General features: G+C 68.7%; 14 protein-coding genes. 5 read left to right on the forward strand and 9 right to left on the reverse strand.

Annotated elements, in window-relative coordinates; all coding sequences use genetic code 11:
* Positions 1-15 precede the first annotated feature (15 nt).
* From ACIKT0_RS06225 to ACIKT0_RS06235, 3 genes are all read right to left on the reverse strand, one after another.
* Entirely contained in the window at positions 16-930 is a 915-nt protein-coding gene (locus ACIKT0_RS06225) for a hypothetical protein (protein WP_407104499.1), read from the reverse strand.
* A gap of 72 nt (positions 931-1002) precedes the next feature.
* A complete protein-coding gene (gene argS / locus ACIKT0_RS06230; RefSeq protein ID WP_407104500.1) occupies positions 1003-2739 on the reverse strand; it encodes an arginine--tRNA ligase in 1737 nt (578 codons plus the stop codon).
* Positions 2740-2770: 31 nt separating this feature from the next.
* Positions 2771-3952: a deoxyguanosinetriphosphate triphosphohydrolase gene (locus ACIKT0_RS06235; RefSeq protein WP_407104501.1), complete on the reverse strand. Its 1182-nt coding sequence runs from the start codon at positions 3950-3952 to the stop codon at positions 2771-2773.
* A 115-nt stretch (positions 3953-4067) separates the two neighbouring features.
* On the opposite strand from ACIKT0_RS06235, the gene erpA reads away from it, so the two are divergent.
* Both erpA and rpmG read left to right on the forward strand, forming a co-directional pair.
* Complete coding sequence (gene erpA / locus ACIKT0_RS06240; RefSeq protein ID WP_407104502.1) at positions 4068-4409, forward strand: iron-sulfur cluster insertion protein ErpA; 342 nt, start codon at positions 4068-4070, stop codon at positions 4407-4409.
* Positions 4410-4529: 120 nt separating this feature from the next.
* Positions 4530-4697 (forward strand): 50S ribosomal protein L33, encoded by a 168-nt coding sequence (gene rpmG, locus ACIKT0_RS06245; protein WP_183396154.1) that lies wholly within the window; start codon positions 4530-4532, stop codon positions 4695-4697.
* 56 nt (positions 4698-4753) lie between these two features.
* Here rpmG and ACIKT0_RS06250 read toward each other — a convergent pair whose 3' ends face one another.
* Positions 4754-6124, reverse strand: a complete 1371-nt coding sequence (locus tag ACIKT0_RS06250; protein WP_407104503.1) for a PleD family two-component system response regulator — start codon at positions 6122-6124, stop codon at positions 4754-4756.
* Between the two features lie 11 nt (positions 6125-6135).
* Complete coding sequence (locus tag ACIKT0_RS06255) at positions 6136-6507, reverse strand: response regulator (protein ID WP_183396156.1); 372 nt, start codon at positions 6505-6507, stop codon at positions 6136-6138.
* A 157-nt stretch (positions 6508-6664) separates the two neighbouring features.
* On the opposite strand from ACIKT0_RS06255, the gene ACIKT0_RS06260 reads away from it, so the two are divergent.
* Together ACIKT0_RS06260 and ACIKT0_RS06265 are read left to right on the forward strand one after the other, a co-directional pair.
* Positions 6665-6955: a DUF3572 domain-containing protein gene (locus tag ACIKT0_RS06260; protein WP_407104504.1), complete on the forward strand. Its 291-nt coding sequence runs from the start codon at positions 6665-6667 to the stop codon at positions 6953-6955.
* Between the two features lie 17 nt (positions 6956-6972).
* Entirely contained in the window at positions 6973-8244 is a 1272-nt protein-coding gene (locus ACIKT0_RS06265; protein ID WP_407104505.1) for a DNA polymerase IV, read from the forward strand.
* A 4-nt stretch (positions 8245-8248) separates the two neighbouring features.
* On the opposite strand, the gene ACIKT0_RS06270 is transcribed toward ACIKT0_RS06265, so the two are convergent.
* A complete protein-coding gene (locus ACIKT0_RS06270; protein WP_407104506.1) occupies positions 8249-9088 on the reverse strand; it encodes a cell envelope integrity EipB family protein in 840 nt (279 codons plus the stop codon).
* Positions 9089-9398: 310 nt separating this feature from the next.
* Here ACIKT0_RS06270 and ACIKT0_RS06275 point away from each other — a divergent pair, with 310 nt between their 5' ends.
* Entirely contained in the window at positions 9399-10175 is a 777-nt protein-coding gene (locus ACIKT0_RS06275; protein WP_407104508.1) for a glycerophosphodiester phosphodiesterase family protein, read from the forward strand.
* Here ACIKT0_RS06275 and ACIKT0_RS06280 read toward each other — a convergent pair.
* The 3 genes from ACIKT0_RS06280 to ACIKT0_RS06290 all read right to left on the reverse strand — a co-directional run.
* The gene (locus ACIKT0_RS06280; RefSeq protein WP_407104509.1) at positions 10172-10984 is read right to left on the reverse strand and encodes a hypothetical protein; all 813 of its coding nucleotides are present in this window, start codon (positions 10982-10984) and stop codon (positions 10172-10174) included. The two genes, ACIKT0_RS06275 and ACIKT0_RS06280, sit on opposite strands and share 4 nt — an antisense overlap.
* Positions 10985-11094: 110 nt before the next feature.
* Positions 11095-11436, reverse strand: a complete 342-nt coding sequence (locus tag ACIKT0_RS06285; protein WP_407104510.1) for an Hpt domain-containing protein — start codon at positions 11434-11436, stop codon at positions 11095-11097.
* Positions 11437-11467: 31 nt separating this feature from the next.
* Positions 11468-13165, reverse strand: a 1698-nt coding sequence (locus ACIKT0_RS06290) for a translocation/assembly module TamB domain-containing protein (RefSeq protein ID WP_407104511.1), incomplete at its 5' end; no start/stop codon positions are given.

The raw sequence follows: 13165 nt of genomic DNA on the forward strand, positions 1-13165 counted from the left end.
GAAATTTGCGCCTGGTCAGCGTGTGGAATGACCACTGCAAAGCTCTGCCGGAGAGCGATGAAGTATCGCGCTGGTTGGTCGCCGCCCTAGGGCAAGGCGCTGCTCCGGCTGCGGAGCCGCCCTCTCGGGCTGAGCCGGTCCTTCCGCCATGATGCCGTCGTCGAAGTCGCTACGCGGCGCCTCGCCGGTCCTCGCCGCTTCCGCGATGGGATCGACGGCCGGAGCCGCAGCGCCCGCCGGCGCAGCGGGCGCTTCCGCCATCGAGCCATCGGGGCGGATCGTCATCGTCTTGACCTTGCGGGGCCCCTCGCCGGTAGTGGGGGGCGCCGTGCGATCCGCCGTGGCGGTCGCCTGCGGCAGGATGATGCGCGCGCCCTCGTTCCGCGGCGCGGCCGATGGTGCGGGAAGATCGACCGGCTCCTCCTCGCGGGAGACGACCTTCGAGTTCGCCTGCCCGCCTGCGTCGACCCTGTCATAGACCGCCTTGGCGGGCTGCGCGCTCTCCGACTTCTCCGGAACGGTCTTCACCGGCTCGGTGTCGGCCCTGATCAGGGGCGCCTCGCCATTGGCGCCGCCAGAACCCAGCATCTTGTATCCGACGACGCCAGCGCCGCCGACGAGCGCGACGGCGAGCACCGCGCCCACCATCATCAGCCCGCTGCGGCCGCCGCCCCCGAGCGAGCGCCGATCGGGCTCATACTCGTAATAGAGCGGATTGCCGTCCTGATCGTAGCCGTAGGGCTCGTCCGGATTGGGCGCATAGGCGCGCGGATCGTAGACCGGCTCCTCGTCGGGATAGCCGTGCGCAGCCTGGGGCCGGCCGGCCTGATCGTAGTGGTGGCCGGCGCGCAGATCGTAATCGTCATAGGCGGCGAACTCTTCGGTTCGAGCGCCCGCGGCGCCGCCGCGCCTTACAGCTTGGTTTTGCATTTCACCGGCCTCCGCGCGCCTTCCATAAGAGCGACCGCGCCCGGATCGCCGTCATCGCCGGCGTCGGCCGCATCACCGCATCTCGTCAGGAGCCGCGACCCCCAGAATACCAAGGCCCGAGGCGAGAACCAGAATGAAGGCCCTCACCAAGGCCAGGCGAGCATGGGACAACAATGCATTGTTTTCCATAATGAAGCGTAAATCCGGCGAATCCTTGCCGCGGTTCCAGTGCGCGTGGAACTCGCTCGCGAGGTCGTGGAGGAAGAACGCGATCCTGTGCGGCTGCCGCGCCGCCGCCGCCTGCTCGACCGCCCGCGGCCAGGCTGCGATGCGCTTGATCAGGGTCTGCTCGCCCGGATCCGTCAGCAGCGACAGATCGGCTTCCGAGCTTTCGCCATGCATCTCCCGCCCATTGCGAAGGATCGACTGCGCGCGCGCGTGAGCGTACTGGACGTAGAACACCGGATTGTCGCGCGACTGTTCCGTGACCTTGGCGAAATCGAAGTCGAGCACGGCGTCGTTCGAGCGGAACAACATCATGAAGCGCACGGCGTCGCGCCCGACTTCGTCGACCACGTCGCGCAGCGTGACGAAGTCCCCTGCCCGCTTCGACATGCGCACCGGCTCGCCGGCGCGAAACAGCCGCACGAGCTGGCAGAGCTCCACGGTGACGCGGGCCGCGCCGCCGGAGAGAGCGCGACCGACCGCCTCGAGGCGCTTCACATAGCCGCCGTGGTCGGCCCCGAGCACGAACACCATCTCCTCGAAGCCGCGCTGATACTTCGAGCGGAAATACGCCACGTCGGCCGCGAAGTAGGTGTAGGAGCCGTCGGACTTCATCAGCGGCCGGTCGATGTCGTCGCCGAACTCCGCCGAGCGGAACAGGGTCTGCTCCCGATCCTCCCAGTCCTCGGGAAGCTGGCCCTTGGGAGGCGGCAGCCTGCCCTCATAGACGAGCCCCTGCGCCCGCAGATCCTCGACCGCGCGCACGATCGGGCCGTCCGGCCCATGCAGCGTGCGCTCGGAGAAGAAGACGTCGTGGACGATGCCGAGGCTCGCGAGATCGTCCCGGATCATCTCCATCATCGAGGAGATCGCGACCTCGCGGACGATCGGGAGCCACTCGGCCTCGGGAAGGTCGCGCAACGCGGCGCCGTGGAGGTCCACCAGGGCTGTTCCGACGGGCTTAAGATAGTCGCCCGGGTAGAGCCCTTCCGGGATCGCGCCGATGTCTTCACCGAGCGCCTCGCGATAGCGCAGGAACGCGGAGCGCGCGAGCACGTCGACCTGCGCGCCGGCGTCATTGATGTAGTACTCGCGAGCCACCTCGTCGCCGGCGAAGACGAGCAGGTTCGCAAGCGAATCCCCAAACACCGCGCCGCGGCAGTGGCCGACATGCATCGGCCCCGTGGGGTTGGCCGAGACGTACTCCACATTGACCTTTGCGGGACGCGCCTTGCCCGGCTTGCCGTAGTGCGCGCCGGCGGCGAGCGCCGCCTCCAGCGCACGGCGCCAGAAATCCTGGCTCATCGTGGCGTTCACGAAGCCCGGGCCGGCGACGCTGACGGCGGCGACGTCCGGGTCCTTCTCGAGCCGCTCCGCGATGACCGTCGCGAGATCGCGCGGCTTGAGCCCGAGATCCTTCGCCAGGACCATGGCCGCGTTGGTCGCGAGGTCGCCATGGCTCGGGTCGCGCGGCGGCTCGACGACGACGCGGGAAAGGTCCGGAACACGGGCGATCGCGCCGTCGGCGGCGAGCGCCTCGATGATCGAGCGCAGGCGCGCGGCGAAATCGGCGAAGACGTTCATGGGCTTTCCGGGTGCCAGGGAGGCCCGGCGGCTAACGCAAATCCGGGGTCGCGTCAAACAGGCGCCGGTGTTCGGTGAGCGCATAACGATCCGTCATGCCGGCGATGAAGTCGGCGACAGCCCGCGCATGGCTCGTCTCGCCGCCTCGGCCCGCCTCTCGCGCCCATTCGGCCGGAAGAGCGTCTCGGTCCGCGAAATACCGATCGAACAGGTCCGACAGCACGCCGGCGGCCTCGGCCATCACCCGGTCGACATGCGCGTGCCGGTACATGCGCGCCGTCAGCAGCCGCTTCACGCCGCGCTCGGCCTCCGCCATCTCGGGCGAAAATGCGATCAGCGCCTGCGGCGCGGACCGCACATCTTCGATGTCCGCCGGCGCGAGCGCCTCGATCCTCCGGGCGCTCTCCGAGATCGCGTCCTCGACAAGCCGCGTGATGACGCGGCGGACGAGTTCGTGACCGCGACGGTCATCGTCCAGGCCGGGATAGCGCGCATCCACTTCGGCGAGGATGTCGGCGAGCATCGGATCGTCCCGGAGTTCGTCGAGCCCGAACAGGCCGGCCCGCAGGCCGTCGTCCACGTCGTGGGCGTCATAGGCGATATCGTCGGCGATCGCGGCCGCTTGCGCCTCTGCGCTTGCATGGCCGTCGAGGGGAACGCCGGAGCGGCTCGCGACCTCGACGATCGCCGGGGTAAGTTCCTCCCCGACGAGCGGGCCGTTGTGCTTCACGACCCCTTCCAGCGCCTCGAACGTGAGGTTCAGGCCGTCGAACTCGGCGTAGCGGCGCTCCAGCCGGGTGAGGACCCGCAGCGACTGGGCGTTGTGGTCGAAGCCGCCATAGGGGGCCATGCGGGCGTCCAGCGCGCGCTCGCCCGCATGGCCGAACGGCGCATGGCCGAGGTCATGGGCGAGCGCCACCGTCTCGGCCAGGTCTTCGTCGAGCCCCAGCGCGCGGGCGATCGAGCGCGCGATCTGGGCGACCTCCAGCGTATGAGTGAGCCTTGTCCGGAAGTGGTCGCCTTCGTGATAGACGAAGACCTGGGTCTTGTGCTTCAGGCGCCGAAAAGCGGTCGAATGCAGCACCCGGTCACGGTCGCGCTGATATTCCGTTCGCGTCGCGCTCGGCGATTGCGGAACGGCCCTGCCCCGACTCCGCCTGGGATCGGCGGCGTAGGGCGCGCGGGGCCGCAGTATCCATTTCGAGACGTCCACGCGTCCTCCGGGCTGGCGATCGCGCCGCGTTGACCACAAGGCACGGCGTGCTTACCTCTCCTGAGGAAGATGAGGCAACGTCCCTCGTCCGCATCGATCGAACGCGCGACAGCTCATGAGCACAGACACCGTCGCCCCCGTGAACGTCACCGACCGCGCGGCCGGGCGAATCCGCGAGATCCTCGCGCACGAGCCGCCGAACACGATGCTGCGCGTCAGCGTGCTGGGCGGGGGATGTTCCGGTTTCCAGTATGATTTCGGCTTCGACACGCAGGCCCAGCAGGACGATCTGGTGATCTGCCGCGACGGCGCGACGGTTCTGATCGACCCGATCTCCCTGCCCTATCTGGCGGGCTCCGAGATCGATTTCGTGGATGAGCTCATCGGAGCGGCGTTCAGGATCAACAATCCGAACGCCACCGCCTCCTGCGGCTGTGGCACCAGCTTCTCCGTCTGAGCCGGACCAGGACGCGATTTCGCCAGCGCGTCTTGACAGGCGCCCGCGCCTGAGTAGGTTGCGCGCTCATTCGAATTCCAGACTGCGGCGCTTCGCGCCCCGCCCGCTCGAGGTTCCGTCATGGCGAAAGCCGCCAACATCAAGATCAAGCTGCTGAGCACGGCCGACACCGGCTTCTTCTACGTGACCAGCAAGAACTCCCGCACCAAGACCGAAAAGATGGTGCTGAAGAAGTACGATCCGATCGCGCGCAAGCACGTCGACTTCAAGGAAACCAAGGTCAAGTAATCCCTGGTTCCTTAGAGTTTGAAGGCGCCCTCAGGGGCGCCTTTTTCGTTGGGGCTTCAGGCTGCGTCGGCCACCACGCGGTTTCGCCCTGACGCCTTGGCACGGTAGAGCGCAAGGTCGGCGCGCTTCAGCAGAGCGGATGCGTCGTCGGCGCCGAAGAAGCTCGCGACGCCGACCGAGACGGTGACGTCGATCGCCGCCCGCCCGCCTGAGGTCACGAAAGGCGCTTCCGCGACCTTGGAGCGGATTCGCTCCGCCACGATCTGGGCGACCGCGCCGTCGGTCTCCGGCATGATGACCACGAACTCTTCGCCGCCGAGCCGGCAGGCGAGGTCGATTCCGCGGACGCTCGCCTTAAGGCGCCGCGAGAACTCGCGCAGCACGTCGTCGCCGGCGTCATGGCCGTGGGTGTCATTCACGCTCTTGAAGAAATCGATGTCGACCACGAGGGTCGAGAGCGGCCGCTGTCGCGCGGCCGCCTGATCGAGCAGGCTCTGGAGATGCATCTCCATGTAGCGGCGGTTGTGCAGCCCGGTGAGCCCGTCCGTGATCGCGAGCTCCATGCTCGCCTGCAGGTTCGACCGGAGCTGCGCCGTGTAGCGTTTGCGGCGGACCTGGGTGCGGATCCTCGCCGTCAGCTCAGCGGGATCGAGCGGCCTGATGACGTAGTCGTTGACCCCGACCTCCAGGCCGCGGAGCACCCGGGCGTTGTCGTCGGGACCTGCGACCAGAACCACGGGCGTCATGCGCGTGCGCTCCAGCGAACGGAGCTGCGCGCACAGCCTCAGCGCGTCGAACCCTTCGAGGCCGAGCGAGACCACCACGACGTCGTACTCGCCCTCCGCGGCGCGGAACAGCGCTTCCTGAGGGCTGGTCTCGACCTCCACCGTCTGCGAGGAGGCGAGCGCCGCCGAAATCCGTCTCCAGGAGTTCTCCCGGTCGTCGACGAGCAGCACGCGGCCGCCGAGGCCTGGATCGTTGACAGCCTCCATCAGCGCGTCCGACAGGCCGATCTCGCGCGTGGTCTGCGCCCGGAGCCGAAGTTCGTCTCCAAGCATCTTGAGGCGAGCCAACGAGCGCACGCGGGCGAACAGGGCGACGTCCACCACGGGCTTGGTGAGGAAATCGTCGGCGCCTGCCTCGAGCCCGCGGATGCGATCCGACGGCTGATCCAGCGCGGTGACGATGATCACCGGGATGTGGTGCGTCTTCGGGTCCGTCTTCAGACGACGGCAGACCTCGAAGCCGTCCATGCCCGGCATCATGACGTCGAGAAGCACGATGTCGCATTGCGCGCGGGCGCAGACCTCGAGGGCCTCAAAGCCGTCGGAAGCGGTGGCCACCTCGAAATACTCGGCGCTCAGCCGGGCGTCGAGCAGCTTCCGGTTGGCCGGCATGTCGTCGACGACGAGAACGCGAGCGGTCATTCCCGGCGCCCTCAGCCTTCGCCGAGGAAGTGCCGCACGGTCTCGAGGAACTTCGCCACCGAGATCGGCTTGGACAGATAGGCCTCGCAGCCGCCGCCGCGGATCCGCTCCTCGTCCCCCTTCATGGCGAAGGCCGTGACTGCGATCACCGGGATGTCGCGCGTACGCTCGTCCTCCTTGATCCAGCGCGTGACGTCGAGCCCCGAAACCTCCGGCAGCTGGATGTCCATCAGGATGAGATCCGGCATGTGGGTGCGGGCGAGATCGAGCGCCTCGATTCCGTTGCGGGTCTCGATCGTCGCGTAGCCGTGCGCCTCCAGAAGATCGTGGAAGAGCTTCATGTTGAGCTCGTTGTCCTCTACGATCAGGACGGTCTTGGGCATGTCGATCCTGTGCTCTTCCGCGACGACGCTCGCGCCGCCCGAGTCCGCCCGGGATCAGAGTGGACGAGCGAAAATATACTCCGCTCGTCGACCCTCGCCGAACTCTCGTACTCTCCAGAAATGTTAAAGATCATTCGTTGCGAAAAGGCGAACGAACATGCTGAAGCGCCGCCCCGAAATGCCCCCGGCCGAAGCGATCGGCGCGAAGGCGCTGAGCTTCCTGGCCGGCGACATGGAGCGGCTCGGCCGGTTCCTCGCTTTGTCAGGGCTTGAGCCGCGGACGATCCGCGACGCGGCGCGCGACACGTCGTTCCTGCCGGCCGTGCTCGACTACGTGCTCGGCGACGAGCGACTGCTGTTCGAGTTCGTGGAAGCCGAGGGGCTGCCGCCGGAGGCGGTGTCGCGCGCGCGCAGGGAGCTCGCGCCCGAACAGCCCTCGGGCGACTGACGACCGGGGCCGAAGACATGGCCGCCTTCCCGCTGCGCTTCTGCCGGGATTGCCTGACGCCGGCCGAGCAGGAGCGGCGCTGCGCCAGATGCGGCAGCCCGCGAGTCGCGAGTCATCCGGCGCTGGGCGAGATGACGATCGCCCATGTCGACTGTGACGCATTCTTCGCGACGATCGAGAAGCGCGACGATCCCTCGCTGGCGAACAGGCCCGTCATCATCGGCGGCGGCAAGCGCGGCGTGGTCTCCACCGCCTGCTACATCGCCCGCATCAGCGGCGTGAAGTCGGCCATGCCGATGTTCCAGGCGCTGAAGCTCTGCCCCGACGCCGTGGTCATCAAGCCGAACATGGCCAAGTACGTCGAGGCCGGCCGCGCGGTCCGGTCCAAGATGCTCGCGCTGACGCCGCTTGTGGAGCCGGTCTCCATCGACGAGGCCTTCCTGGATCTCAGCGGCACCGAGCGGCTGCATCACGCGCCCGCCGCGATCGTGCTGGCGCGCTTCGCCAGGGAAGTCGAGCGCGAGATCGGCATCACGGTCTCGGTAGGGCTGGCGTCGAACAAGTTTCTGGCGAAGATCGCGTCCGACCTCGACAAGCCGCGCGGGTTCGCCGCGCTGTCGCTGGAGGAGGCGCCGGCATTCCTGGCTCCGAGGCCGGTCGGCTTCCTGTGGGGCGTCGGACCGGCCTTCGCCGCTTCGCTGACGCGCGACGGACTGCGCACGATCGGCGATCTGCAGCGCGCCGATCCGCGCGAACTCGTCCGCCGCTATGGAGAGCAGGGACTGCGGCTATCGCAGCTTGCCTTTGGCCGGGATTCGCGCCCCGTGCGGCCCGACCGGGAGCGCAAGAGCGTGGGAGCGGAGACGACGTTCGACACGGACATCGCCGATCCGGAAGCGCTCGCGGCCCATCTTTGGCGATTGTCCGAGAAGGTCGCCGCCCGGATGCGGGTGGAGGCGATCTCGGGACGGACGGTCACGCTCAAGCTCAAGACCGCGGACTTCCGGCTGCGGACGCGCGCTCAGGCGCTGTCCTCATCGACCCGACTCGCGGGGCGGATCTTCGAGGCGGCCCGAGAGCTTCTGGGGCGTGAGGCCAACGGCGTGAGTTTCCGGCTCATCGGCGTCTCGATGTCGGACCTCGCGCCCGCGGCGGAGGCGGATCCGCCGGATCTCGAAGGGCGGGTCGCCAAGCTGGACGCCATCGAGGGGGCGGTCGCCAGCCTCCGGGCGCGCTTCGGCGGCGACGCGGTCGAAAGGGCGTTCGCTCAGCGCCGGCGGGACCGCTGAGCGATCAGCGGCAGCCCGTCGTCGGCTTGAAGAATTCGAGCTCCTTCAGTTCGCCGTCGAGCACGAACTCCCCGTAGTCGATGCGGAGAGCGCGGCTGACGCCGTTCTCGTAGAGCTTGAAGCTCATCTGGTAGTCCGGCGTCTGTTCGCCGTCCGCCTTCTTGCCGCGCTCGAAATAGCTGACCGTGACCGGCCAGAACCGGGCTTTGGCGAGCTCCGGCACGCGCGCAGGCGCCTCCAGATCAGCAGGCGGCGCGTCATGGCCCTCGCTGACCACGCTCAGCGTGTCGTAGGTCTTGTCGCCGTTCTCCGAGCCGTCATAGATCCGGGCCTCCAGGAGCTGATCGCCTCGCTTGCCGGCCTCGATGATCTTGACCAGGTGCTCGGTCGGAAACAGCGTCCCGGGATCGAACGCGCTCGACGCGCTGGCGGGCTTCCTGAGCGTCACCTTCAAGGCCTCGCCGGAACGTTCAGCCCGGCCGTCGGTGTCGCGATCGAGCTGCTGGTTCAGGAAATTCTGGGCGGTGAACCGGAAGCTCTGCGCCTTGCCGTCCTCCCATGTCGCAGACCGCAGGTCCGAGACGTTGGTGTCGCCCTCGTCGCTCGCGATCTCGGTCACCTGACGGAAATTGAGCGCATAGCCGTCGCAGGCGTTGCCGGTGAACTCATAGACGATGCGGCCCCGGACCTGGTCGACCTGGGTCGAACCACGGGTCTCGCGCAGCTTCAGCTCATAGACCGCCCTGTGCGGCGCAAGCGTCACCTCCGCCCGGACGGATTGAGCCGCCGTGAGCGCGACCGTAAGAGCCGCGGCGGCGGCGAGAGAGTGACGGAGCTGGATCACGAGATGACGGCCTCGCCCGGTTGTCGTTTCATTGTGCGGCGCCGTCATCTAAACGCAATCAGGGGACGGACCAGGCGCTTCGGTAATCTCGCGGCGCGGCGGAAATAGGTCCTTGGGACGGACGCGGGAGAGACGTGATGGCTGGACGTCCCGAGGCGCGGCTTACGGCGCTGCGCATGACTCTGCCGGCGGCGCCGACGGCCGATCACGTCCGAGCGGGCTTCAGGCGATCGGCCCTCCATGTCTCCGGAAAGCCGGTAGCGCCTGTGGAAGCGGCAGCCGTCACCGATCTCGCATCGGGAGCGGGAGCTTGAAGCTCGACTGGCTGACTGCCGCGCCGATCGCTCACCGCGGCCTCCACGACGCGGCCGCAGGCGTGCTCGAGAACACTCCGGGCGCCGTGTCCCGCGCGCTTGAGGGGGGGTACGGGGTCGAAATCGATGTGCGCGAGACCGCGGACGGCGAAGCGGTCGTGTTTCACGACGCGAAGCTCCTGAGACTGACGGGGCGGCAAGGCCGGGTGAGCGAACTGACCTTGGCGGAGCTGAAGGAACTGGAGTTGATCGGCTCCCGGGAGCGCTTCTGGACGCTCGGCGAGTGCCTCGACCTGGTCGCCGGCCGCGGCGCCCTGGTGATCGAGATCAAGGCTCCCTGGCGGAAGGATCCGGACTTCGCCCGAAGGGTGGCCCAGCAGGTCGCCGGACGCGATGAGCCGATCGCCGTTAAATCCTTCAATCCTCGCGCGATAGCGGCGGTCCGTGAGGTCGCGCCCAAGCTCCCGCGCGGGATCATCGGAGAGGCCTTCGCCGATGGCAATCCGGCCTGGAAGCATCTGTCGCCGCGGCGGCGCGCAAGCGCGCGCGATATCCTGCATCGCAGGAAAACGAGGCCGCACTTTCTGTCCTGGGACATGGCCGATCTTCCTCGGCCCGCGGTCGCGGAGCTGCGCGAACGCGGCCTGCCGGTGCTGACCTGGACCGTCACGAACCCGGCCGAGCAGGCGCAGGCCCTCGCCTATGCGGACCAGATCGTCTTCGAAGGTTTCACGCCGGCGCGGGCCGAAGACGCCCCGGCGGCCCGAGGCTAGAAGCGGTACCCGATCCCGAGCGAGCCACCGCGCTCGTCGAGCGCGTCCTTGCCGATGGGCGTGACGAAAGCGGCGGCATAGATCGTCAGCCGCTCCGTGAGATCGAACAGAGCGGCGCCCTGAAGCTTGTGGATGCGCTGCTTCAGCGCATAGGGGCCCTTCCACCGCGCGAGCCCGATCGTGTTGAAGGACTGCGCGAGCACGAGCCAGCGCGGCGCGAGGCGCGCCCCGAGCGTCGCGTCGAAGCGGAACTCGTCCGCCGGGTCGCCGCTGCGCGCCCGGTAGCCGGCCTGAAGATCGAGAAACCAGGGCCGCCCGAACGCTTCGAAGCTGTGTGCGACGAGACCCCGCAGGTCCAGCTGATCATCCGTCTCGCCGATCGCCGCGAGGCCCTCGCTCTTCCTGGCTCCGGCGAGGGTGACCGACGCCTGGGCAGAGGCGATCCATCCCTGCGCCTCGAACATCCGAAAGCGCGCGCCCAGTTCGGATCGCCCGAGCCCCTTGCGGGTGGAGGTCGTCCCGTCCTTCGCCGAGATCTTCTCGAGGGCTGAGGATCCGAAGACGGTCAGGCCATCGTGGAGACCGTATTCCGCGAACGACTGAAGATCATACTTCCGGTATCGGCCGCGGGACCGGAGCCTGCCGCGGCTGTCGAAGTAATGGTCGCCGGCCGTCACCAACCCCGAGACGAAGACCTTCGCCTCGCCGGGCCGCAGCGTGAACGCGCCGGCGCACGCCGGCGCCACGTCGGCCAGCAGCCACACGGCGAAGACGGAATACGCGACCGCACGGCCCCCCAGCCGAAACACCCGACCGCCCCCCGATCGTGACGGATGCGCCGCGCCACTGCCCGTGGCAGGTGGCTACCGCCAGATACTGGATCATCCGGGGCGGCGCCCGCAATGGTTTTGATTCGCGCTCAGCTCACCAGAGAGGCGAGCTGCTTCACATCGCGAAAAAGACGGGCGCTGAACTCAGGCGTCAGGCGTCCGGGAGGCTGGGCCGCGAGCGCGGCCTCCAGCGCGCGGGCCCGTTCGCCAAGCGCAGCGAGCCCGATCGTGGGAGCGCTTCCGGCCAGGCTGTGCAACTCCCTCGTCAGCGCGTCGCGCGCCGCCTGAGCGTCGGGGTCGTCTCGCGCGGCCGCTTGAGAAAGAGCCGCGAACTCCGCCACGCGGTCCGGAAGACTGCCGAGCAGCCGAACTCTCGCCGCGGCGATCCGTTCGGCGAGGAGCTTGCGGACGTGGTCGTCCCGATCGTCCATGCACCCAGGGTCCCGTGGGCTGCAGAGCCTGTCAGTAGTCCCACTGAACGGCGACGCCCGCGGAGGCGTTGCCGGCCGCGCCGGCCTCGGCGCGCGCCTTGACGTGTTTCGTCAGGTCGATGTCGGCCGTTATGCCGGTGTCCTCCGGCGTCGTGCCGGTGCGGAAGCCGAGATAGATGTTGTCCGAGATGTAGCGGCTGACGCCGACGCCGAAGCCGCCGCCCTGCCCCGCCCCGAGGTCCAGGCTGTCCACGCCCAGCCCCTTGCGCAGGCTTTCGAGGGGCCCCGAGCCGCCGCCGCCCACGCCACTATACTCCGCGACCGCCTGGGCGAGCTGGAGGGCCTGCGTCGGCGACAGTTCGCCCGACGACTTGTTGAACAGCAGGCGGGCGAGAACCTCGTCCGTCGGCAGCGTCGGGTTCGAGGTGAAGCTGACCTGAGGCGCCGAGGCGGTGCCGGTGATGACCACCTGCGCGGTGATGTCCCCGGCCTGGGTCTCCGCCAGGAAGTCGAGCGAGGGATCGAGGTCGCCGGCGAAGGAGACCGCGCCGCGGGTGAACTCGAGCCGGTGGCCGATGACGGTGATCTGGCTGCGACCAGGGCGCAGCTGGAACGCGCCGACAGGAATCGGATTGGCGGAGGTGCCGGTGATCTTGATCTGCCCGCCAGCTTCGGCCTGCATCCCCATGCCGCGAATGAAGATGCGGTTGTCGGCCTCGACGTCGATGTCGAGCGTCGCCAGGAAGCCCTCTTCCGAGCCGCCCTTCTTCTTGCCCGCGTTGACGCTGTTGAACTGCCTGAGCACAGCCGGCGGCGCGCCCTTGTGGCGGACGTTGGGCAGCGGCGTGTAGCGCGCCGGGATGCGGTCCGGGATCTGGATCTCGACCGAGCGGGTGCGGATGACGCCGCGCACGACCGGCCGCCGCGCCAGCGGGCCCTGCAGCCGAAGGTCCGCGTCGGTGATGGCCGTCACGATGTCGGTGCCGATCAGCTCGGCGTTGTTCGCACGAAAGTTGATCTCGCCGGGGAAGCCCGCGCCGGGATTGACCGCGACGCGGCCGGAACCCGAGATCGTGCCGCCGTTGCGGGTCGTGGCCTGCAGGCTCCGGACGTCGATGTTCGGCCCGTCGGCGACGATGGACGCCTGCATCCCGCGCAACTGCAGCCCTGCAGCGCGGTTGAAGTAGGAGCCGTTCTCGAGCCTGCCCGTGCCGTTGACGCGCGGCGCGCTGGTCGGCCCGCCGAGCTTCACGTCGAAAGTCGCGACGCCGTCGATCCGATCGCCGGAGATCGACAGCGTGTCGTTGAGGAAGGCGAGCGGGGCGCGGCCGGCGACCGCGAGATCGAGATTGCCCGACCCGAGAGGCGCGGTTCCGCGCGCGGTGACGCGCAGGCCGCGGGCGGCCGTCACCACCGTATCGGTCGAGATCCTGTCGCCCTGGAGCTGTCCCCTGGCGTCGATCTGGGCGGCCGGCACGCCGGCGCTCCGCGTCGCCGCGGTCGAGAGGCTTGTGACGCGCAGCGTGTAGCTGCCGGTGGGCGCTGCGATCGTGCCGCCGAGCTTCGCGTCTCCCTGCAGCGTCCCTTGCGCGCCAAGCCCCGGCGAGAAGCCGTTGGCCAGAGCGAGCGGCACGCTGCGGAGCGCGACCGTCAGATCCAGGGGGCCCGCCGAGCTCAGCGCCGCGGAGCCGTTCGCGGTCAACCGCAGCCCGCCGCCTCCGGTCACGGC

Source organism: Hansschlegelia beijingensis, assembly GCF_045505405.1.
Taxonomy (GTDB): Bacteria; Pseudomonadota; Alphaproteobacteria; order Rhizobiales; family Methylopilaceae; genus Methylopila; species Methylopila beijingensis_A.

Coding starts and splice junctions, on each gene's coding strand:
- ACIKT0_RS06225 (WP_407104499.1), bottom strand. CDS start 930: ATGCAAAACCAAGCTGTAAGGCGCGGCGGCGCCGCGGGCGCTCGAACC.
- argS (WP_407104500.1), bottom strand. CDS start 2,739: ATGAACGTCTTCGCCGATTTCGCCGCGCGCCTGCGCTCGATCATCGAG.
- erpA (WP_407104502.1), top strand. CDS start 4,068: ATGAGCACAGACACCGTCGCCCCCGTGAACGTCACCGACCGCGCGGCC.
- rpmG (WP_183396154.1), top strand. CDS start 4,530: ATGGCGAAAGCCGCCAACATCAAGATCAAGCTGCTGAGCACGGCCGAC.
- ACIKT0_RS06250 (WP_407104503.1), bottom strand. CDS start 6,124: ATGACCGCTCGCGTTCTCGTCGTCGACGACATGCCGGCCAACCGGAAG.
- ACIKT0_RS06255 (WP_183396156.1), bottom strand. CDS start 6,507: ATGCCCAAGACCGTCCTGATCGTAGAGGACAACGAGCTCAACATGAAG.
- ACIKT0_RS06260 (WP_407104504.1), top strand. CDS start 6,665: ATGCTGAAGCGCCGCCCCGAAATGCCCCCGGCCGAAGCGATCGGCGCG.
- ACIKT0_RS06265 (WP_407104505.1), top strand. CDS start 6,973: ATGGCCGCCTTCCCGCTGCGCTTCTGCCGGGATTGCCTGACGCCGGCC.
- ACIKT0_RS06285 (WP_407104510.1), bottom strand. CDS start 11,436: ATGGACGATCGGGACGACCACGTCCGCAAGCTCCTCGCCGAACGGATC.